At 54.1% G+C, this 21,412-nt stretch carries 22 protein-coding genes; 4 read left to right on the forward strand and 18 right to left on the reverse strand.

Annotated elements, in window-relative coordinates; all coding sequences use genetic code 11:
* Nucleotides 1-205 precede the first annotated feature (205 nt).
* Nucleotides 206-1,492: an Nramp family divalent metal transporter gene (locus AC4ED1_RS04430; RefSeq protein ID WP_490936211.1), complete on the forward strand. Its 1,287-nt coding sequence runs from the start codon at nucleotides 206-208 to the stop codon at nucleotides 1,490-1,492.
* A 656-nt stretch (nucleotides 1,493-2,148) separates the two neighbouring features.
* Here AC4ED1_RS04430 and AC4ED1_RS04435 read toward each other — a convergent pair.
* Genes AC4ED1_RS04435 through AC4ED1_RS04445 form a run of 3 tightly spaced genes read right to left on the reverse strand, consistent with a single transcriptional unit; the run spans nucleotide 2,149 to nucleotide 4,679 of the window.
* A complete protein-coding gene (locus tag AC4ED1_RS04435; protein WP_490936266.1) occupies nucleotides 2,149-2,946 on the reverse strand; it encodes a metal ABC transporter permease in 798 nt (265 codons plus the stop codon).
* Nucleotides 2,947-2,986: 40 nt separating this feature from the next.
* Nucleotides 2,987-3,694 carry a metal ABC transporter ATP-binding protein gene (locus AC4ED1_RS04440; protein WP_490936267.1) on the reverse strand — a complete coding sequence of 236 codons (708 nt, stop codon included), beginning with the start codon at nucleotides 3,692-3,694 and terminating at the stop codon, nucleotides 2,987-2,989.
* Between the two features lies 1 nt (nucleotide 3,695).
* On the reverse strand, nucleotides 3,696-4,679 hold the full coding sequence (locus AC4ED1_RS04445) for a metal ABC transporter substrate-binding protein (RefSeq protein ID WP_490936212.1): 984 nt from the start codon (nucleotides 4,677-4,679) through the stop codon (nucleotides 3,696-3,698).
* A gap of 181 nt (nucleotides 4,680-4,860) precedes the next feature.
* On the opposite strand from AC4ED1_RS04445, the gene AC4ED1_RS04450 reads away from it, so the two are divergent.
* On the forward strand, nucleotides 4,861-5,565 hold the full coding sequence (locus AC4ED1_RS04450) for a nickel/cobalt transporter (protein WP_490936213.1): 705 nt from the start codon (nucleotides 4,861-4,863) through the stop codon (nucleotides 5,563-5,565).
* A 224-nt stretch (nucleotides 5,566-5,789) separates the two neighbouring features.
* On the opposite strand, the gene AC4ED1_RS04455 is transcribed toward AC4ED1_RS04450, so the two are convergent.
* Together AC4ED1_RS04455 and AC4ED1_RS04460 are read right to left on the reverse strand one after the other, a co-directional pair.
* A complete protein-coding gene (locus tag AC4ED1_RS04455; RefSeq protein ID WP_490936214.1) occupies nucleotides 5,790-6,734 on the reverse strand; it encodes a 4Fe-4S binding protein in 945 nt (314 codons plus the stop codon).
* Nucleotides 6,735-6,736: 2 nt separating this feature from the next.
* A complete protein-coding gene (locus AC4ED1_RS04460; protein WP_490936215.1) occupies nucleotides 6,737-7,426 on the reverse strand; it encodes a hypothetical protein in 690 nt (229 codons plus the stop codon).
* A gap of 173 nt (nucleotides 7,427-7,599) precedes the next feature.
* On the opposite strand from AC4ED1_RS04460, the gene AC4ED1_RS04465 reads away from it, so the two are divergent.
* Nucleotides 7,600-8,349 carry a ZIP family metal transporter gene (locus tag AC4ED1_RS04465; RefSeq protein WP_490936216.1) on the forward strand — a complete coding sequence of 250 codons (750 nt, stop codon included), beginning with the start codon at nucleotides 7,600-7,602 and terminating at the stop codon, nucleotides 8,347-8,349.
* Nucleotides 8,350-8,404: 55 nt separating this feature from the next.
* Here AC4ED1_RS04465 and AC4ED1_RS04470 read toward each other — a convergent pair whose 3' ends face one another.
* The gene (locus AC4ED1_RS04470; protein ID WP_490936217.1) at nucleotides 8,405-8,692 is read right to left on the reverse strand and encodes a hypothetical protein; all 288 of its coding nucleotides are present in this window, start codon (nucleotides 8,690-8,692) and stop codon (nucleotides 8,405-8,407) included.
* A 193-nt stretch (nucleotides 8,693-8,885) separates the two neighbouring features.
* Here AC4ED1_RS04470 and AC4ED1_RS04475 point away from each other — a divergent pair, with 193 nt between their 5' ends.
* Nucleotides 8,886-10,184, forward strand: a complete 1,299-nt coding sequence (locus tag AC4ED1_RS04475) for a glutamate-1-semialdehyde 2,1-aminomutase (RefSeq protein WP_490936218.1) — start codon at nucleotides 8,886-8,888, stop codon at nucleotides 10,182-10,184.
* Nucleotides 10,185-10,200: 16 nt separating this feature from the next.
* Here AC4ED1_RS04475 and AC4ED1_RS04480 read toward each other — a convergent pair whose 3' ends face one another.
* From AC4ED1_RS04480 to AC4ED1_RS04535, 12 genes are all read right to left on the reverse strand, one after another.
* A complete protein-coding gene (locus tag AC4ED1_RS04480) occupies nucleotides 10,201-10,866 on the reverse strand; it encodes a flagellar brake protein (protein WP_490936219.1) in 666 nt (221 codons plus the stop codon).
* 104 nt (nucleotides 10,867-10,970) lie between these two features.
* Nucleotides 10,971-12,020, reverse strand: coding sequence for a type IV pilus twitching motility protein PilT (locus AC4ED1_RS04485; protein WP_490936220.1), 1,050 nt, complete (start codon nucleotides 12,018-12,020; stop codon nucleotides 10,971-10,973).
* 35 nt (nucleotides 12,021-12,055) lie between these two features.
* The gene (locus AC4ED1_RS04490) at nucleotides 12,056-13,717 is read right to left on the reverse strand and encodes a GspE/PulE family protein (RefSeq protein ID WP_490936221.1); all 1,662 of its coding nucleotides are present in this window, start codon (nucleotides 13,715-13,717) and stop codon (nucleotides 12,056-12,058) included.
* Between the two features lie 49 nt (nucleotides 13,718-13,766).
* Nucleotides 13,767-14,489 carry a hypothetical protein gene (locus AC4ED1_RS04495; RefSeq protein WP_490936222.1) on the reverse strand — a complete coding sequence of 241 codons (723 nt, stop codon included), beginning with the start codon at nucleotides 14,487-14,489 and terminating at the stop codon, nucleotides 13,767-13,769.
* Nucleotides 14,490-14,519: 30 nt separating this feature from the next.
* A complete protein-coding gene (locus AC4ED1_RS04500; RefSeq protein WP_490936223.1) occupies nucleotides 14,520-15,272 on the reverse strand; it encodes a hypothetical protein in 753 nt (250 codons plus the stop codon).
* Entirely contained in the window at nucleotides 15,262-16,359 is a 1,098-nt protein-coding gene (gene pilM / locus AC4ED1_RS04505) for a pilus assembly protein PilM (protein ID WP_490936224.1), read from the reverse strand. Before pilM ends, AC4ED1_RS04500 begins: the two co-directional genes overlap by 11 nt.
* Before the next feature lie 71 nt (nucleotides 16,360-16,430).
* A complete protein-coding gene (locus AC4ED1_RS04510) occupies nucleotides 16,431-17,708 on the reverse strand; it encodes a hypothetical protein (protein ID WP_490936225.1) in 1,278 nt (425 codons plus the stop codon).
* A gap of 25 nt (nucleotides 17,709-17,733) precedes the next feature.
* Nucleotides 17,734-18,231, reverse strand: a complete 498-nt coding sequence (locus AC4ED1_RS04515) for a prepilin-type N-terminal cleavage/methylation domain-containing protein (RefSeq protein ID WP_490936226.1) — start codon at nucleotides 18,229-18,231, stop codon at nucleotides 17,734-17,736.
* A gap of 11 nt (nucleotides 18,232-18,242) precedes the next feature.
* On the reverse strand, nucleotides 18,243-18,770 hold the full coding sequence (locus tag AC4ED1_RS04520; protein ID WP_490936227.1) for a type IV pilus modification PilV family protein: 528 nt from the start codon (nucleotides 18,768-18,770) through the stop codon (nucleotides 18,243-18,245).
* Nucleotides 18,746-19,516, reverse strand: coding sequence for a prepilin peptidase (locus AC4ED1_RS04525; RefSeq protein ID WP_490936228.1), 771 nt, complete (start codon nucleotides 19,514-19,516; stop codon nucleotides 18,746-18,748). The genes AC4ED1_RS04520 and AC4ED1_RS04525 overlap by 25 nt, the downstream gene beginning before the upstream one ends.
* A gap of 52 nt (nucleotides 19,517-19,568) precedes the next feature.
* On the reverse strand, nucleotides 19,569-20,057 hold the full coding sequence (locus AC4ED1_RS04530) for a prepilin-type N-terminal cleavage/methylation domain-containing protein (RefSeq protein ID WP_490936229.1): 489 nt from the start codon (nucleotides 20,055-20,057) through the stop codon (nucleotides 19,569-19,571).
* A 65-nt stretch (nucleotides 20,058-20,122) separates the two neighbouring features.
* Complete coding sequence (locus AC4ED1_RS04535) at nucleotides 20,123-21,385, reverse strand: type II secretion system F family protein (protein ID WP_490936230.1); 1,263 nt, start codon at nucleotides 21,383-21,385, stop codon at nucleotides 20,123-20,125.
* Nucleotides 21,386-21,412 lie beyond the last annotated feature (27 nt).

Genomic DNA, 21,412 nt, shown 5'->3' on the forward strand with positions numbered 1-21,412 from the left:
ATGAAGGGAAGGCAAAAAACCAATCTTTAATATAGAATTATTCTAATATAATATTAGATTGACACAAGTGCAACAAAGGGATAAAATTTAGTTTGAGGAAACTTTTTTAGCTGTAAAAAAATTATTTTCATTCACGAAATATACTTTCCCTTCACCAAAAGGTTTGCAAACGCATATGGATGAGTGTGAGGAGAGGTGATAACCCATGGAGAATACGAACCAAACGGCAATGGCAAAGCGTTTGCCGTTTCCGGTTTTGTCCGGTGCAAAAATTTTTACCTTGCGGAAGATCATTCCCTTTTTGGGACCGGCCTTCGTGGTGTCCGTCGGATACATCGATCCGGGCAACTGGGCGACCAACATCGCCGGCGGATCCAACTTCGGCTATAAACTGCTATGGGTGCTGCTCCTGTCAAACCTGATGGCGATCGTCCTGCAGGTTTTGGCGGCCAAACTGGGCATCGCCACCGGGCGTTCCCTGGCGGAAAACTGCCGGGAGAACCTGCCAAAACCGGTTGCCTATTTCCTGTGGGCGATGGCGACGCTGGCCGCGATGGCCACCGACCTCGCAGAGTTCCTGGGTGCTGCCATCGGGTTTAAAATCCTGCTCGGCATTCCGATGTTTCCTGCGGCGCTGATCGCCGGGGCAGCCGTTTTTTCCATCCTGTGGCTGAAAAAATTCGGATACCGGAAAGTGGAAACCGCGATTTTCTCTATGGTCGCCCTGGTCGGAATCGGATACGTGGCAGAGCTGGTCTTTGCCAAACCGGACTGGGCGGCGATCGGCCGGAGCATCTTCGTCCCAAGCATCGATTCGGCGAGCATTCTCGTCGCCATCGGGATGTTGGGGGCAACCGTCATGCCGCATAACATCTTCCTGCACTCGGATATCATCAAAAGCCGGGTGATTCCCGACAACCCGGAACACAACCGCAACCTGCTCCGGATGGCGAAGTTCGATTCCGTGATCGCGCTGAATCTCGCTTGGTTTATCAATTCGGCGATGATTATTATGGCGTCCGCCGTGTTTTTCTCACACGGCATCGCGGTTGAGTCGATCGAGCAGGCCCATGCGACGCTGACGCCGCTGCTCGGCGCCGCGTCTGGCCTGATCTTCGGAATCGCTCTTCTGTCGGCCGGACTGTCTTCTTCGACAACCGGCACGATGGCGGGACAATCGATCCTTGAAGGGTTTCTGCAAATCAAGCTTTCTCCCTTCCTGACGCGGCTGATCACCATGCTCCCGGCACTGGTTCTGATCGGCATGGAGGTGGATGCGCTGCAGGCGCTGGTCATCTCGCAGGTCGTCCTGTCGCTGCAGCTCCCTTTTACCATCATTCCGTTGATTTTGTTCACCCGGTCCAGGAAACTGATGGGGGAATTCGCCAACAAGCCGCTGGTCAACGGGGTGGCTTACCTGATCGCCCTGCTTGTCATAAGCTTGAACGGATTGCTGTTGTACCAAACCTTCGGCGGCAAATTTTCGTTTTAATGAAGAGGCTCAATATGTCAAAGTGAAGCGCACCCCTTAGAATAGACATTGGAAAAATCCCTGGAAAATCCGATGTAATTCTAGGGGTGTATTTTTTATGTCGAATCATAATGTCGAATCATAATGTCGAATCGTGTTGGTTTTTATTTCTTTAAATTAGAATTATTTCAGCAGGAATTAGTTCGATTTTAGTGTAATACATATAGTGTAATACATATAATGAAACAAGCCGCCCGGTGAACCGTATTTTCAAATGGGGGATTGCTTTGACAAGAAGAAGTGTAGGTTTTGGATTCTGTTTTATTTCCTCTATGCTTTTCGCGGTAACACCAAGTACCTCAGTGCATCCATCTACAGTACAAGTTCTCAGGGAGGAATCAATGGGGGATTTGGTAAACAGGAATTTCAACTTTGGCTGAATAGCGTTGATCACTCTCTGACCTTCTTAAGTGTTTTATCACTAATCATAGGCGTATTGTATTTAATCTGGGCCGAATGGGTTGATAGAAAGAACAAGCTTGAGAAATCGTAAGAGTGCAACAGAAAAGCCCCACCTTCACAAAGGCCCGTGAGCCTGCTTCCGCTCACGGGCTGCATTGTTTTGAACGCAAACGTCAGGAACGCACCGTTCAAAGGCGCGGGGAGGGGGGATTGGGTTACACATGCCGGAACTTTTTGAAAGAAACGGTTCCCAGCAGGAAAACGGTCAAAACGAGCACGATCGTTCCGCCGGGAGCGAGATCCAGATAAAACGAAGCGGTCAATCCGCTTAGAATGCCTGCCAAGGAAATGCCAACCGCAATGAATATCAGATTGCGGAAACTACCGGCAACCTGCATGGCGGCTGCCACCGGGATGACGATCAACGAGGAGACGAGCAGCACCCCGACCACCCGGATCGAAACGGAAACGATCAGCGCCGTCACCATCATAAAAAAAATGTTCAGTAGATAGCCGTTAACGCCGCGCAGCCGGGCAAATTCTTCGTCAAACGACAGGGCAAACAGCCGTTTGTAAAAGATCACCACAAACAAGACCGCACCAGCGGCAACCGCGGCAATCAGCCACAAATCCGCTTCTCTGACCGCGACAATGCTGCCGAACAGGTAGCTGAACACTCCCTGGTTAAAGCCCTTGCCCAACCCGATCAATACAACGGCCACGGCCAAACTGGCCGACAAAACGATCGCCATCGAGATTTCTCCGAACGTCTTGTACACTTTGCGCAGTTGCTCGATGAACAGCGCTCCTGTAAACGCAAACAGCATGGCCGTCAAAATCGGGTACACGCCCATCAGCATCCCGGCCGCCACACCCGCCAGCGAGACATGCGCCAGCGTGTCCGCCACCAGGGACAGCCGCCGCACGACAAGAAAAGAACCGATTAACGGACACATGATCGCTATCATCATCCCCGCCAGCACCGCACGGATCATAAAATCATACTGGAACATCTCAAACAAGCGGCACTTCCTCCTTTTTATCCGTTGTGATTTATCCGTGGTGATGGTGAACCAGCGACACATCATGTCCGTGGTAACGCAAAGTTTTGTTGATGCACGCGAGCTTTCCGACCTTGGTGCTGATGGTCCCGATATCGTGAGAGACGATCACCAACGTGATCCCGTACGCCTTGTTCAAGGTGTCCAGCAGATCATAAAATTGGTTTTGCGCATCCGCGTCCACCCCTTCAACCGGTTCGTCCAGCACCAGCAACCGCGGGTTGCCGACCAGCGCCCGGGCGATAAATACCCGCTGCTGCTGGCCGCCCGACAAATCGCCGATCTTGCGCCCCGTAAACTCTTTCATTCCCACCAGATCCAGCGCTGCCAACACTTTTTCGCGGGCTTCTTTCCGGTGCCGCCACCGGCTTCCTTTCTGTCCGAGCAGGCCCGTCTCCACCACTTCCGTCACCGTAGCAGGGAATCTCGCGTTAAAAGAGGCCGCTTTTTGCGAAACATAGCCGATTTTGTGCCACTCCTTAAATTCGGAAAGGGGCCGCCCGAACAGTGAGACGGTCCCTTGCGTCGGGCGCAGCAGCCCCAGCATCAGCTGCAGGGCGGTTGACTTGCCGCCGCCGTTGGGCCCGATGATCCCCAGGAAATCTCCTTCGTAAACGGTCAAGTCCAGGCCTTGTACCGCCACTCGTTCCCCGTATTGAAAAGAGACTCCTCTCAATTCGACAACCGGTTTGGTTTCCATCTCAATTCCCCAATGCTGTGACAAGATTTTTCAGATTCTCCCGCATCTTTGAGATGTAGTCTTCGCCCTTTTTCAGCTCGTCTTCCGTCAATCCTTCGATCGGGTTCAGCACAAGCGTCTGCGCCTGAATTTCTTTCGCTACCGTTTCGGCGACTTTCGGGCTGACCAATGTCTCAAAAAAGATATATTTCACATCGTGTTCGCGAGCTTGTTTGACAATCTCCGCCATGGCCTTGGGACTCGGTTCCGCGTCGGGCGCAAGCCCCATGATCGGAATCTGTGCCAGGCCGTAGCGCTTCGTCAGATAGCCGAAAGCCGCATGGGTCGTGACGACCTCTTTTTTCTTCACTTTCGAAAGTTCGCTTTCGAACTCCTTGTGCAAGTCTTCCAGTTTGCCGATGTATGCTTTCGCGTTCGCCTCGTACTTGTCCTTGTTTTTGGCGTCCGCTTTGGCAAATCCCTCCGCGATCGACCGCACCTGTTGTTGCGCGTTCACCGGATCGAGCCAGAAATGCGGGTCGTATTCCCCGTGCTTGTGTTCGTCCGCCCGAGGCGCAGCCCCGTGTTCGTCTTCATGTTCATGCTCCGCGCCCTGCGCCTTCAGCAATTCGACGCCCCGGCTCGTATCGACCACAACGAGTTTGGATTGGTCGACGCTTCCCAGAACTTTCTCGATCCACGGTTCAAACCCCGCGCCATTGTAGATAAAAACGTCGGCCTGCGCGATGGTTTTCATGTCTTTCGGACTCGGTTCCCAATCATGCGGATCGACGCCCGTCGGAACCAGGTTATGCACTTCCACGGCATCTTTGCCCACATTTTTCGCAAAATCGGCCAAGGGGTAGAAGCTTGCCACAACCTGCAGCTTTTTTGGATCTTGCGATGCGGGTTCGGATTTTTGGGCCGGCGACGAGCAGCCGGTCGCCAGCGCGACCAACGAACCTAAAGCCAATGACAAGCACACGCTCTTCACGAATTTATACATTCGATCTCCTCCCCCCGAATCAAATCGTAATGAATCCGATTTATCACACAATCAGTATAGTCGCTTGTAAAACAGCCGTCAACACAAATCGTAACAATTTCGATTTAGCAAGACCATTCTACCGGAAAACCTGTCTGCATACATGTCACTTAGGGAGACGTTCTTTCGAGGGGGAAAGCTGATGGAACCGCTGTACACAATTCCCGCCGCCATTGGGCTGGGAGCATTGCATTCACTGGAACCGGGGCACGGAAAAGGAGTGATAACCGCCTATCTTATCTCTTCCCGCGCAAAAACAAAAGATGCGATCCTGCTGGGGATCACATCGGCCGTCGCGCATACGCTCTCCATTGTGGTGTTGGCTTTTGCGGCTTCATACGCCGTTAGAATGTTTGTGCCGCAACATCTGACCCATTGGATTCAATTGGTTTCCGGCGCCGTCATCACTTGCCTCGGCGCACGAATCCTCTACCAAAAAATCCATCCGCCGGTCGTGGTGGTAGGAACCATCGGCCACACTCATTCCGAAACGTGCGGCCATCATCATTCGCACCACGAGCACGGGGCGCCGGCTTCCTTGCCGAAATTGTTCTCCATCGGTTTTTTCACGGGACTGATCCCTTGTCCGAGCGCTTTGGCGGTTCTGCTTGCGGCGATAACGGCCGACCGGCTTCCCGTCGGCTTGGGGCTTGTCGCGGCTTTCTCCGTCGGCAGCGCGATCGCCGTGAGCACGCTCGGCGTCTTGGTGGTGCAAACCAGCGGTGCGGTGAAACATCTGGAAAAAAGGCAGGTAGCCGACACCCTGTCTTCCGTCTCGTCCGTTTTGATCATCGGCCTGGGCGGGTTCGTTGTCTACCAGTCTCTGCAAAATTTGGGAATCTTGTAACGCCTTTCCGGTCCTTTTGTGACCGGTTTAACAGTTTTCCCACAACTGGCAGCGCCAAAGCCAGAATCAGGGCGGAGCCGCAGCCGGCACACTCCAGACAGGAACCGTTGCATGTCCCGCGCATTACGGGAGTGGCCGCTGCGGCGGTGCTCAAGGCGCTGCCGCCAGCCATCCAGTACAGCTGCATCTGCTTCTTGCCACACCATTCTCTGAACTTCACAGCTTTATGCCTTAACATTCTCCAGCCTCCCGCAGCTTTCGCCCAGAACCGAACCTGGCAAAATCTCGGGTTCCTGCACGTATTTCGCTCCTCTGCCAAATGTGAGCGCACTCGTCGGACAGCTTGCCACACACTGCCGACAGGTCAGGCAATTGTGGGGATTCAGGGTCACTCCTCCTCCCTCGGCGGCCATAACGGATTGCATGGGGCAAGTGCGTACGCAGGACATGCAGTCGATGCATTTGCTTTTGTCGTACCGCAGTTTATAAGTAAATTTGAATCTGGCCCCGATGGAATGCAGGAGATTCTGCATCGCTCCCGTCGGACAAACAAAGTTGCAATAGCCGCGGCCGCCTTTTGCAAACAGGCCGAACAGGATGAACCAGAAGAAGAAGGTCAGGATGACGGTCGAACCCAGCGCGACAAAAGATCCCGTCACCGCAGCGTTTAACATCCTCTGGAAAATACCGTAATTGCAAAAAGAACAGACAACCGAGCCGGCGAGAAGCGGCGAGAAAACATAGCCGGCAAGCATGCCGTAGCGGATTCCCGTGGGACTGACGTTGCGCGTCCAATCCACTTTAAAACGGTCGGGCACCAGCCTGCTCAGGTATTCCGGCAAAGCTCCCGCCGGACAGAGGAACCCGCAAAAAAACGGGCCGAAGAAAAAGGCCGCCACCATCACAAGCAAGGTGCTGAACCCACTTACGGTCAGTATGGCCAATCCTTTTCCGTTGAACAAATCGACCAGCGGAATGTGCAGACAAAAATTGTGAATTGCCTGCCCCGGTGCAACCTTGCCTGTCAGCAGCCAATCCATCGCCCTGTTGTAGAAAGCGAAGGGAGCATAAAACAAGAGAATGCCGGTTGCATATCCCACTCCCCTGACCCAAAGGTGACGACGGGCTTTCACCTTGACCGGAAGTTGTCTTGTTGCCGCGCTTGCCATTATCAATGTCCTCCTTTAGCCGCCGTTTGGAGAAAACGTTTCCGGAGTTCCCCTGTCGGATCCAATTTCGAATTGATGATCACGATGGGGGTTTTTCCCAGCACTTCCCCCGTATTCCGATCAACCGCTTTCAATTCCCCTTGAAAAACAAGGGCGCTTGTGCGGGCGTCTGCACCGATTTTGAACGTCAGGCTTAAAGGAATCGACTGGCCCGGGTTCACGGTTTTCTCCAGAAAAGTGTTCTCCGCATGGTCCCCTTCCGAATCGATTGAGAATTCCCCGGGAAAGCCGGAAATTTCAAATCGCACGCGATACGTTGCGCATCCGTTGTTTTTGACTCCGTCTCTGTGACCGGAGCTCAAGGCCACCGTCCAAGGCTGTACCCAGCTTTTCGGCCAGGACTGATCGGCCAAATCAAGGACGCACCCTTTTGATTGCAAAGGCTGTATTTTGTCGTCGCCATGCCCTTGGTGCCCATCATGCCCGGACCCGGACGACGGGGTTTCGGCGACCGCCGCCTGCGGAAAGCCAAGTTTAAAATTGCCCGTTTCCGCCCGTGCCGATTGTTTATAAATGCCCTGTCCGGCAATTACCGCTATGGCCGCCGCAAAAAGCAGCGTCGAAAGCCACTTCGGCGTTCGCCGGGGCTTAAAATTCCCTGTTTTTTTGTTCGGTTTTGCCCTTTGTTCCATCTCCACTCCCCCAACGCATGGTCTTTAACCCGGAAATTTGGGAATCCAGAAACATTATACAAGGAATGCAAAGGGGCTGAGTATCACCCGTTCGAGCCATTTGCCCCCTTTCGACTTACATCCCTTCCTTCTGTATAATGGTAGGGGAATGCAAAACGGAAGGAGTCTTGTTTATGTCAGGCAGCGCTTTGATGATTCTTCTGGTAATGGTAACCGCTCTGGCGAACGTGCTGGGCGGGGTTGTCGTGACGCTGAAGCAAAACTGGTCCCGCAACGCGCTGAACGCTTTTATGGCAATGGGAGCCGGGTTTCTGATCGCGATCGCGCTGCTCGAGCTTCTTCCGGAAAGTTTCGCGCTTGCGGGAACCAACGCCTATTATGCGTTGGCGGGCTTTCTCGCCGTATACCTGTTTCAGCATGTCGTGTCCACCCATTTTCACTTCGGCGAAGAAGTTCACCCCGGGCATGAGCGCGGTTCCCGCGTCGGCATCCTGATCGGCATGCTGACCCATACCTTCTTTGACGGTGTCGCGATCGCTTCCGGCTTTGAAGTGGACCTTGCGCTGGGCGCTCTTGTCTTTTTCGCTGTCCTGCTGCACAAAATTCCCGACGGTCTGACGATTGCGTCCGTTACGCTCGCAAGCAACGGCTCGCGAAAAAAGGCGTTGCTGTCCGCTGTCTATCTTGGGGTGTCCACGCTGCTTGGGGCGCTGTCCGTCGTCTGGCTTGGCGAATTCGTTCACCTGCAAACACTAATCGGAATCGCCCTCGCTTTTTCGGCCGGAGTGTTTCTCTACGTCGGCGCAACCGACCTGCTGCCGGTCGTCAACGCGACGGAAAATAGAAAACATTCGCTGTTTGTGTTCCTGGGAATTCTGGTCTTCCTGGCGGGGGCTTACGCTTTCCACGAACTCGGGCAATAAAAAATAATCCACCCGGCTTTTTTGGAAGTCCAGTGGATTATCCGACAACTCGTTTTCAACTGACTTTCTCGATTCGCTTCGGCTGCAAAATGGGCATCGGCGAAGAATTTCGTTTTCCGGAAGAAGTGACGATCTGCTTGAAAACGATTTCACCTTCGACCTCAACATTCTCCCCGATCGTCTGAGGGATCAGCGAATCCTCGCTCAAGATGGGAATGATCTTGATCTTATCCCCGTTCACCATAATTCCGTCATCGATTTCAAGAAACGTGATACAGTTGATGTTAACGTCTTCGCTGTCGAAATAGGCTCTTTTTCTGACTATCTTCCCGCTGACTTTCACTGCCCTCTCCCCTCCTAATTTTATTTTATACATTCGTATTACTATTCAGTCAATATAAATGTTTCCGTTATTTGCATTCTGCCGGCGTTTCCCCTGGCACGCCACAGAATTCGCAGCGGCTTAAAGCTAAATGTCCGCCGGCTGGACGCCGCGTGAAATCATTGGTACGATTGTTTGTATGGAGGAATCAGGTATGGATCGCACAAATTCGGAACGGTATTATCAGGAAGCGCTGAAATACATCGTCGGCGGGGTGAATTCGCCGTCCCGCGCATTTAAAGCGGTTGGCGGGGGAGCGCCCGTTTTCATGGAACGGGGAAAAGGGGCTTACCTGTGGGATGCAGACGGCAACCGGTACATCGATTATCTGGCTGCGTACGGGCCGTTGATCCACGGACATGGCCATCCCCATGTCGCAAAAGCAATCGCCCGGGCCGCCGAAAACGGGGTGCTGTACGGAACTCCCACCCGGCTGGAGATCGATTTTGCCAAAATGCTGCAGGCGGCAATTCCGTCCCTGGAGAAAATCCGCTTCGTCAATTCCGGCACCGAGGCGGTCATGACCACCATCCGCGTCGCGCGGGCGTATACGAACCGGACAAAAATCGTCAAATTTGCCGGCTGCTACCACGGCCATTCCGATCTGGTGCTCGTCGCCGCCGGGTCGGGGCCGTCCACGCTGGGCATCCCGGACTCCGCCGGCATTCCGCAATCGATTGCCAACGAAGTGATTACGGTTCCTTTCAACGATCTGGCGGGACTGGAGGAAGCGCTGCATCATTGGGGACCGGAAGTGGCCGCCGTGCTCGTCGAACCGATCGTCGGCAATTTCGGCATGGTCCCTCCGGAACCCGGCTTTTTGGAAGGGATCAATGAACTGGCTCACAAACACGGAGCGCTCGTCATCTATGACGAAGTGATCACCGCTTTCCGGTTCCATTACGGAGGAGCGCAGGATCTGCTCAAGGTGTATCCGGACATGACGGCGCTCGGCAAGATCATCGGCGGCGGACTCCCGATCGGCGCCTACGGCGGACGCCGGGACATTATGGAAAAAGTGGCCCCGCTCGGCCCCGCTTACCAGGCGGGTACAATGGCCGGAAATCCGGCGTCGATCTCAGCCGGTATCGCTTGTCTCGAAGCCTTGCAGGAACCGGGTACCTATGAACAGCTGGACGAACTGGGGAGGCGCCTGGAAGACGGCCTGCGGAGAGCGGCGCGGCAGCACGGCCACCCGGTTGTCATCAACCGGATCAAAGGCGCGTTGACCGTCTACTTCGGACGGACCGAACCGGTGCGCGACTATGCGGACGCACAGGCGACCGACGGCGAGCAATTCGGCCGCTTTTTCCGGCTGATGCTGGAGGAAGGGATCTGCCTCGCGCCTTCCAAGTATGAAGCCTGGTTTATCTCGACCGCACATACGCCTGCGGACATCGATTATACGGTGGCGGCAGCCGAACGCGCGTTTGCCAAGCTGCCGAAAAAATAAGACGGTTAAAACCTCTTCACGGTTTCAGATCCCGCAGTTCAATCTGGCGCCGGAACACGAACTTGATAATGTGTTGGCGGTCCTGTTCCCTCAGATCGACAAATTTTATGCGGCAGGCAGTTTTGTCCTCGTACCGGTAGGAAGGGGCCGCCTGAATGACCTGCCCCTTTGTCGTGATCGGCCAGGATTGGTTTTCCAGATTCAATTCAAAGTTGAGCCCTATAAAATCGCCCGCTTTGACCGAATCCCGCCGATCGGTCAGCACCAGCATGCCGCCCCCCGACAGATTTTCCGTCATGCCGCGGATGGTTCTGACCGTTTGCGTTTCCATATCGACCGCCATGATTTGAACCGGAAAAGTTACCGGCACCCGCACATACTCACGACGCTGTTGCCGGCGTATCGTTTGCGGCGATTGAACCACGATTTGGTTCGGTCTGAGCGCTTCCACCCTGGTTTCAAACGCATTCGGAACACCGTCGTCCAAATCGGTGTATGTCACAATCATGCGGGTTCCCACAGGGGGAGTTTTGATCGTTTTGGTGCGGGCGTTCAACAGAGGATCGAGGCAAAGGACATTTTCTTTTATTTCTTGCAGCCGCGAATCATATGTCCCCTGGTAGGTTCCTTCCGGGACATAAACCGAAAGATACTGGCCCAAATCGGGCAGTTTCGTTGCCATTCCTCTCTCCCCCATTACAGTTTGACAGCTTTTCTATATTTTAAATATATCAAGAATGGAATCAAATGCATAACTCATCGTGTCGCTCACAAGAAGAAAAGCGCTCAAAAGCCATCCGACTGGTGCAGTTCCATCAGCAGCGACTCGGCGTCCCGCGGGTCGACTTTTCCTTCTTGAATCAGGCGGTTAACGGCCTGCTCCATCGTCTGCATGCCATGCCGCATGCCGGTTTGGATCGCGTTTTTGATCTGATGGACTTTTTCCGAGCGTATCATATTGGCAATGGCAGGGGTATTCACCAGCACTTCGATGGCTGCCACCCGCCCTTTCCCGTTTTTGCGAGGCAACAACCGCTGCGCGTAGATGGCGATTAGAACGCTCGCAAGTTGAAACCGGATCTGGGTTTGCTGATTCGGCGGCAGAGCGTCGATAATACGGTCGATCGTTTGCGCCGCATCGGGAGTATGCAGAGTGGCAAAGACCAGATGTCCCGTTTCGGCAGCGGTAATAGCCGTCGTGATGGTTTCCAGATCCCGCATCTCGCCTACCAGGATCACGTCCGGATCTTCGCGCAGCGCGGCGCGCAGACCGGTTGAGAAGTTTGCCGTATCCATGCCGATTTCGCGTTGAACCACAATGCTCTTTTGATGAGGATGCAGATATTCGATCGGATCTTCCAAAGTAATGATGTGCCGCTGCATGGTCTCGTTAATCCGGCCGATCATGGCGGCGAGGGTGGTCGATTTGCCGCTTCCGGTAGGACCGGTGACAAGCATCAAGCCGTGCGGCATTTTGATGATATCCTCCGTAATCGGAGGAAGTCCGAGACTCTCAATGGATGGGATGCCGAATGCGATCGTTCGCAAGGCCAGTGAAATCGTGCCCCGCTGCCGAAAAACATTCACCCGGAAGCGCGCGAGTCCCGGCACCGCGTAAGCGGCGTCGAATTCCCCCGCTTGCTGAAAAGCCTGCCATCCTTCCTCACTCAAAATCTCCACCGCCAAATCGCGGCAATCTTCGACTGTCAACGGAGGGTACGACAGCGGGACGAGCCGTCCGTCGATGCGCAGATAAGGCGGAACACCGACGGTAAGATGCAAATCGGAGGCTCCTCGTTCCACCGTTTCACGCAGCAACACTTCCATCATTGTCATCAGAATCCCTCCACTTTCAGCTTATTGACTCTTTCTTACTCCCCTTCACGGACTATAACCTGAAAGACCTCTTCGATCGTGGTAAGGCCTTGCACCGCTTTTTCCAATCCGTCTTCCAGCATGGATTTGTAGCCGTGCCGTCTCGCCCATTCCCGATAAGCGCCCGCTTGCTGCTGCCGGTTCACCAGGCTGCGCACCTCTTCCGCAAAAGGCAGTACCTCGTGAATCGCCAGCCGGCCGCGGTAACCGGTCCGGTGACAAGCGCTGCACCCCTGTCCGCGCCAAAGCTTTTCCGCCGAAACGTTGTATTTTTTGAGCACTGCCGCCTCGTCGGGGAGTGGGGTGTAAGCAATCCGGCATTCCGAACAAATCCGGCGGACCAGCCGCTGGGCGACAACCCCCCGCATGGCGGAGGCGATCAAATACGGTTCCAGCCCCATATCCAACAGGCGCGCCACAACACTCGGCGCATCGTTGGTATGCAGTGTCGAGAGAACCAGATGCCCGGTCAAAGCCGCCCGAAAAGCGATCTCCGCGGTTTCCCTGTCCCGGATTTCCCCCACCATGATGATGTTCGGGTCCTCGCGCAAGATCGAACGCAGCCCCACGGCAAAGGTCAGCCCCGTTGCGGGGTTGACCTGCACCTGATTAACGCCGTCAAGCTGATATTCGACCGGGTCCTCAACGGTAATCAGGTTCTGCTGTTCCGTATTCAAATGGTGCAGCGCCGCGTAGAGAGTCGAAGTCTTGCCGCTCCCGGTCGGCCCCGTGACAAGGACGATCCCGTGGGCGAAACCGATCATTTTGAGAAACGCTTGTTCATTGGTTTCCGAGAAACCGAGTTTTTCGATTTTGGTGATGGCGTTTTTCATGTCAAGCAAGCGCAGTACCACTTTCTCGCCAAAAATGGTCGGCAACGTGGCCACCCGCACGTCAACCGGCCGTCCGCGGACCTGCAGCTGGATACGGCCGTCCTGTGGCAACCGCCGTTCGGCGATGTTGAGATTCGACATGATTTTGATCCGCGCCGTGATAGCCGGCTGCAAGTGTTTCGGCAGCCGCATCTGGGTCATCAACATGCCGTCGATCCGAAAGCGCACCGCCACCCCGGTGCGCTGCGAGTCAAAATGGATGTCGCTCGCCCGTTTGTCGACCGCTTGCTCGATCAATTGGTTGACCAACCGGACAATCGGCGCGTCTTCCGCACGGACATCCTCCTCGTCGATCTCCTCGGGCTGGACGTCCATCAGCGCTTCGGAAATCGACCTTTTCAACCCGTAATATTGTTCGAACGCCCGTTGAATGCTGTCGCGCGTCGCGATCACCGGGTCAATCTGCAAACCGGTGGTCATGTGGATATCGTCGATCGCAAAGTAATCGAACGGGTCCACCATCGCCAGCGTCAGCCGGTTCCCGCGCCTTTGGACAGGGAACACCTTATACCGGCGCGCCAATTCCTCGGGCACCAGTTCAATGACGGAGCGCTCAATGTCAAACCGGTCAATGTCCATATGGGGGACGCCAAGCTGGAATTCCATCACTTCAATCAGTTGTTCTTCCGAAATATCACCCCTGTGGGTCAGGATCTCGCCAAGGGGTTGACCGGTCACTTTTTGTTCGGCCAAAGCCTGCTCAAGCTGCTCTTTCGTGACAAGGCCGAACTCGAGCAGCAGGTCGCCTAGCCGTTTCCGGGCCATGCTTCGTCACCTTCCTCTCTCGCCAAAATCAGATCATGCAACGTTTTGCCTATGGGGAGCTTCCAAAAGCATCTTCCTTCCCTGCCGGACCGATGGGAAAAGGCCATTCGACCGCTGCCGCCGCCTTCGCATCCCACGGCGCCCGGGAGTAGATCGTCAGTTTCAGATCCAGTTTGGACAGGGACTCCGTTCCCGCCAGAGGCAAGCCGCCTTTTGCGTTGAAATCGAGTTTATATTCGTTGATCCAAACGAAACGGGGCAACTGCTGCAACCGGTCGACGAACGACAACAGATTCACCGGGCTGCCTTCCGCCGCAAGCGCGATTTCAAGCGAAGCCACACCGGACAACTCCGGCGGCGGACTGGAAAAATCGGCTTTCGCCTTGTCATCTTGCCTGGCCGGCTGATTGCCGTTCGGCTGTCCGGCGGGGGAATTCGGTGCCGCTTGACCGGTCTTTGCCTGCGGCGAAACATTTGTCAGCGTGACGCCGTTTTCTCTGGCGGTGATCGTCAAATCGGCAAAAAACCACGCCATCTCCCATTCGTTGGGAATGGCACGGCCCAGTTTTGTCAGGTCGGGGGAAGGGACCTGTTGGGTCGCCTTTTGCTGCAAGCTGTTGACCCGCTGCATGACCGCATTCGCCTGCGTTTGCATTTCAACGGCCGCCTTCTCCCGCTGGTGGGAAAAGTACCAGAACGTCCCGCCCGAAAGCAGCAAAACACCTGACGTCAGCAATATGAGCCTTTGGGGAAAAGTCCATGATGACAGCATGCTGGCAATTCCTTTCCGTCCGTTGCGCGTCTAATGCGAAATCGTCACCTGAAGTTCCAATTTGTAACGGTTGCTTGTCCGGTCACCGGGGTTTGCCTGTTCGCCAGAATCTGTCTGTGCGCCAGAGTTCGTCTGCGCCCCCCGAACCGGATCTTGTCCCGGTATAGGCCCCCCGGGTCCTGACGCGTAGGCAACTTCCGCGTGCCAGGGAAGAAGCGAAAGCAATTGTCCGGTTATGTTCCCGGCGTTTCCCGTTTTCGATCCGTCTGCCGGCTGCGACGGGGATTGGGATGTAGGTTGTTGCGGCGCCGCTTTCTGAAGTGACACGGACTTCACCATGACCGCGGCAATCCCGGGATTTTTCTGCAGATCGTGCAAATACGTGGCGACCGACTCCAGATCCGGAAGTTCCGCCTGCAGCTCATAGACGCCGCCGCTCTTGTACTGAACCGCTGTCAGGTAACTTTTCGGCGGCAGCAGCGACGAAAGCAAATGCAGTTCGTCCTGAAGTCCGGGACGTTTGGCCGCCCAGGTTTCCAAGGCTTGGGACTGGCGTTCCAGTTCTTGATTTTTTTGGATCTGATTCGCTTTTTCCTGCAGTTTCGGCAGTTTCTTGTTTTCATTCTCCAGGATTTGTTGCGCCTGTTTCTGCACGCTTGTGAAATTCACCCAGTTCAAAGCCGCCCACAGATTTCCGAGCAACAACCCGCCCGCCACAACAGACAGCAGGATTGTCCGGTACGGGACGGAAGAGGAGGGATGCGGCAACAGGTTAATCTGCATCGGAAACCACCCCCCTGAGCGCGGCGCCTGTTGCGGACAGACTCACGTTTTGCAAAGGCGGACTCCCCGGTTGGCGAACGACCGGCACATTTAACAACTCCACCGTCAGATCCAATTGGGTGCCAAGGTGATCCGACAGCCGTTTTGCGTTTGGCACATGACCGGTCAAAAACATGGCATCCAGCAGGATGTCTCGCCGTTTCAAAAAATATTGGACGAACGAGAGGAAGCGTTGGAGTTGATACGCCAGATCCCGGGCAAAGGAGTCCAAGTTCGCTTCATTCTCTTCCCCGTCCAACAGGTTCCACTTGCATTGACCGGGCAACGTGTTCCTTTGCCCCTCCGCTTCCCCCGCGGCGGCAACCTCCCGCAACAGGGGCTTGTCGAACTGGCCCGCATAGTCGTCCACCCGCATGTCGAGCGAACGGGTCATCAACAAAACGCCCTTCTGGTAAAAGTGGACATCCACGTGTTCGGCGCCAAACTCTGCGACGATGGCGCCCGTTTCCGGCAACCTGCCCAGCGCTTTCATCCCGCGCCGAATGCTGAATCCTTTGGCTTCAATCGCGGCAAGCCGCAGACCCGCTTCCCGAAACCCGTCCACCAAGCCGTTCACAATCTCTCCCGGCGCTGCGGCCAGCAGGATCATGGCGCCGTTTTCCGCCGTCTCCCCTTCTTGGGCCGGCTCGTCGAACTGAAAAGCGGCGGGATAATAATCAAAATCGAAAACGGGATTTGCAATCGGCAACCGGATTTCCTCCTGAATTTGAAATTCCAGCAGTCCGCGCATCTGTTTCCGGTTGACCTTCGGCATCGAAAGCATACGCAACACGACGACGGAAGACGGGAGACTCAGGGTGATCCCTCTTTTCGGGAGGCCCTGCATGTGAAAGGTATGGCTCAGTTCGGCGGCAAACCGTTCCGCGTCAAGCACCCGCCCATTTTCGTAAACGGCCTTCGGAAACGGAATCACCGCATGCGCCGCCACATCGGCAGCCCCTTGACCGCCCCGAACCCGAACCACCTCGATCCGGTCCTCTTCCAAACCGATGCCTACGCCTGAATGACGATTAAGTGAAAACCGCATGGAGCGCCTCCCTCAATACATCCCTACAACAAAGGCCAACAGCCATCTCTTGCAGGATTCCATCCCATGTTCTACAGTTTTTGGACGCCGGTAAAGATCAGGCTCGACCCGCCTGACCCGGAGCCGGGGATCAATGACGCATTATTTTTTAAAGTAATACTTTGTCCGGCGGTCAGTTGGCCGTTAAACGTAAGTTTGGCATTATTGCTTAGTTCTATAGTGTCAAGAATTGCGGTTCCGCCAAGGGCTTTCAGATCCCCGTTATTCTTTATTTCAACGTCTTTACCCGTCAGCAACCCATAGACCGCAAGCTTGCTGTTGTTGGCAAGGTTGATCCCGCCGTTCACCGCCAATCGGCCGGATACGTTACATGTAACATTGTTGCTGACATCGAGATCAGAACTGCCCTTTGCGATAAAATCGCCTGCAACGGTTACTATGGCGTTGTTGCCAAAGGAGATCGCCCCGTTCCCCACCAGGTCGCCCGCGACGTTTAGATTGGCGTTGTTGGCGGTCGAGATTGCCCCGTTGCTGACGAGTGTCCCCTGCACCGTTAAGGACGCATTGTTCGCGAGATTGATTTGATCGGCAACGATGACCAGTTGTTTGGAGTTCGAACGCCTGAACGCATGAGATTCGTTGTTGCTCAGGGCCAGACTGCCCGTCACCCTGATGACCAACGGGTCATAATTGGTGTTCGCGTCAATCAGTTGGTCGATTTTCTGCAAAGTGCAGGATGTACAAGTTACATTTGGCGAATAGGATGTTGTGTTTAAAGCGGCAGAATATTGACTTTGCGCCAACTGGCGGGCATTTGAATCATACACGACCAAATTGCTGATATTGCCCGGAGGGCTAAAACCGCCCGGTGGAACAACGATTTGAGCAACGTTTTGCGAAAAGGCCAGCTTGAAATTTATGGTGGAAACAATGGAGCCGACTTGGCCTCTCGCCTGCAGATAATAAAATTTTTGGCCATTGTTGATCTGCGGGTTGCTGTAACCCGGCAAATAGGACACGCTGTACGAACCGTTGTCGGTGGTTGCAGCAGACGTTTGGTTGATGCTTGTTATACTCTGCAAAATACCCGATTCATTCGACGCATTTAGCGCAAACGGCGGTGACTGTTGCCCGCCGCTGGCGGACTGGTAGATGATCCGCAAAGCGGATTGATAAGCCGCATCCGCCAAAAAGCGGGCCTGATTGGTTTGGCTGTTTTTTTTCGAGATTAGAAAACCCGTATTGCTGGCCAACAGCAAAGCGGGGGTCAGCATTACCAGCAAAGCGGCTAGCAATAACGCGATTGGCAGCACATAACCCCGCTCGTTCTTTTTTTTCCCCTCATGCATCCCTATCACCCACTTGGTCGGCATTTCACTTGACAACCGAAACGTGGTATCCGGATGTCAAAACGTATCGTTTCGCCGCCCCCGTACTGTCTGTATATGTCTGCCAGAAGGTGAGCACCAAATGATCCAAGTTGTTCGCCGGTGCGGAAGACGGACGGTCTTCCCACGTAAATCCAAGGGTTCCCAGTGGCACACGATGGCCGCTTGCATCCTGATGGACGACATCCCAGAGGGAAGGATCAGACGCATTTTGCGTAAAAGCAAACATATCTCCCGTGTCCAACGAATAGGTAACGGAGGTTGACGTCCAGTCGGCCTGGATCGCCGAAGCGTCCTTGATCCTGGCAGCCAATGTGTCACTTGCGAGCAGCACGGTTCGTTTCGCCGCATTAAAGCTCGTCGTATATCTCTCCTGTTTCGCCAAGGATAACTGAAGAGTCAGCAGGATGCCCAGCACCATTGACGCAACAGCCAAGGCGGCCAACACTTCCACGAAGGTCAGGCCTTTTTCATTGTCGGCCACAAGAAATCCACCTACTTTTTGTAAATCGTCCAGAGCGATTCCTGTCGATCAGTTCCGCCAACCCGGTATCGCACTTGTACCGTGACATTGACGAAATTCGCGTCGACATCGTTTACGGATATGTTATAGGCCATGCCCGTATCGGTGCCCGAAACGTAGCGCAAAGCCTGCCAGCCCGTTGAATTTCCCGCTGCAGGTACAGCAACCGTCTGATCGATGCTGTTCTCCGGGACAACGCTTCCGGAGACACGAACCGTACTGGTAAGCCGGAAGGAAGAATTCAGTCCGGAGGGGGATTTTTTCATTAACTCCAACATGGCTGTGGCCAATCCGATTGCCTGGCTGCGCTGTCCACTCGAAACGTCCGTCTGCGACACCGTGCTTTTAAACGTCAAAAGTGGGATAAGTATGATCCCGAGCAACACGACCGCCGTCAAAACTTCAAGCAACGTAAATCCGGCCTGCTTTTCGCTGATCCTTTGCCGTTTTCCCCGGAAAATGGCAGTCACCTTCTTTATGCCAAAAGGTTCACATACCATGCAACGAATGACTCCCCGAACAGATAAGAAACAACAGCCCCAAAACTCAGAAACGGGCCGAAAGGGATTTGCCCGCCGGAAAACCGGTGGGTTCGCCGCCACAGAAATCCCGCCAACAAACCGCTGCAAGACGCCAGAAAAAGGGTCAGGACAGTTCCAGTAAGGCCAACCACCACACCGATTCCCGCCATCAGCTTTACGTCGCCAAGCCCCATTCCTTCCTTGCCAAACAGATAAGGACTGAGCCACCAAAGCAGCAACAAAACACCCGCTCCCGCCGCACCGCCTGCCAAATACCACCAAAACGGTTCCGGACCAATCAAAAGGCGTCCAAGCAGCGCGATTCCGGCAAGCGGATAGGTAAGCACGTCCGGCAGAAGAAACTCCCGCAAATCAATCACCGAAAGCGGAATCAAAAAACTGACAAAAACAAGCCCCATTAAAGTTTCCCACGACCATCCGTACCGCCACGCCACCGCCCCCCAAAGGAGGCCGGTGATCGCTTCGACCACCGGATACTGCCAGTGGATGGGCGCTTTGCAGTGACGACATTTTCCCCGCAGGAACAACCAACTGAAGACTGGAACAAGATCGAACGGTTTCAAACGGGCATTGCAGTTTGGACAGTGAGAAGGGGGATAAACAATCGACTCCCCCTTTGGAATTCGATAAGCGACAACGTTAAGGAAAGAACCGATTATCAATCCCAAAAACGAAATATAACAATAAAAAACGTTATCTGACACTTACTCGGATGCACTTCCTAATAGAAAAATCCCCCCAAAAAGGGGAGCGTCATTATCGATTTACCGTCAACGTTAACTGACCATTATTATTTAATTGCATCCCAAGATTATTTCCAGGCAAATTCCCATTATAATTGTGTGATCCCCTAACGGTGAAGGAAGTTGTATTGACTGTAATGGTATAGGTTCCCCCCCAAGGATCATTTACTGCATTCGCTAGGTAGTTTGGAACCAATACATATGAATGATTAGCAGCATCATCGGTACCGGTCATTGTGACAGTGGTTGCATCTGGGTGATCCATTAAAAGTCTTGATACGGCATCCGCAATCTGTTTTAATGTTACTACGTCCGCATTCCCTCTTGAACTATTGATTTGCCTATCAACAGCAACAAACCCAACACCGGCAACAATGACTAAAATTACCACAACCGCCAACATCTCAACCAATGTAAACCCCTTCTGCCGCTTCCGCCGCTTTTGTTCAGCAGCCTCTTTCCCCATGCCCTCCTCAATCTGTTGCGCGTTCATCTCTTCCATGTTCCTCATCCCCTTTTCCAAAACATGATATATGTACTGCCCCCCTGGGTTCGCACCGTGGGCAGCTATTGGACAAAGTTCATCATTGAGAACATGGGCAGATACACGGATAAAATAATTCCCCCGACCATCACCGCCAGAAACAGAATCATCAGCGGTTCCACCAACGAACTGAGCCGCGACGACATCTCCATCACGTCCGTCTCGTAAAAACCGGCCAGATTTTCCAACAAGTGTCCCAGTTCCCCGGTCTCTTCCCCAATGGCGACCATTTGCGTCACGATCGCAGGGAACAAGAGCGGATACTTTTCCAAAACGTCGGACAGCCGTTCCCCTTTCCGCAGGCTTTGCTGCGCTTCTTCCATCGCTTTGTCAAACAACCGGTTGCCGATGACTTTTTTCGTCAATTCAAGCTCCTGCAGAATCGGAACCGCGCTCGCTTCCAACGTCGAAAACGTGCGGGCGAATCCGGCGATAACCCCCTTCTGATACAGTTTGCCGAATATGGGAATCCGCAGCCGGAGCGTGTCCCAAAGGAGACGCCCCCGATCATTCCGCAACGCTGCGGCCAAAACGATGATAACGCCCAGCCCTGTCCCCAACACCCAATACCAGTCATGAATCAAAAAATTGCTGACGCCAAGCACCACTCGCGTTGGCAGCGGCAGTTCCACCCCTTGTTTCGCGAAGGTTTCGGTAAATGTCGGAACCACCGATACAAGCAGAAACACGCTGACCCCTATCGCGATGAAGAAAACCGTGATCGGATAGATTAACGCGGACACAAGTTTTTGGGAAGTGGCGCGTTGCCGTTCGAAAAAAGTGGCCATCCGCTCCAGCATCGTTTCCAACTGCCCGGAAAATTCGCCCGCTCCCACCATATTGACAAATATTTCGGAAAAAACCTTCGGATGATTCGCAAACGCTTCCTGCAGGGACATGCCCTGCCGGACCTCTTGATGCACCTCTTCCAGCGCTTTTTTCAGAGTCCGGTTTTCCGTTTGGGCGACCAATATTTCCAAGGAACGCGTTACGGAAACGCCCGCCCGGACCAAAGTCGCGAACTGGCGGCAAAAAAGCGCAAAATCCTGCTGTTTCACACGCCTTCCGGAAAGAAAGCCGAGACGGATCTCCCGTTTCAAAAGGCTTGTGTTCGTTACGGGCACGAGTTGAGTCGGAAAAAGCCCCTGTTTGCGCAACTCGGCAGTGGCGGCAATCTGGTCGGCGGCTTCGATATGCCCGCGCAAGCTCTTTCCGTTACGATTGAAAGCTTGGTAGCGAAATTGAGCCACGGATCGAATCAGCCCCTTCCCCGTTCCCCTCAACATCGGCGTTCGGCTCCACAGTGCCTCCGA

It is taken from the genome of Effusibacillus sp. SKA8, assembly GCF_058273125.1.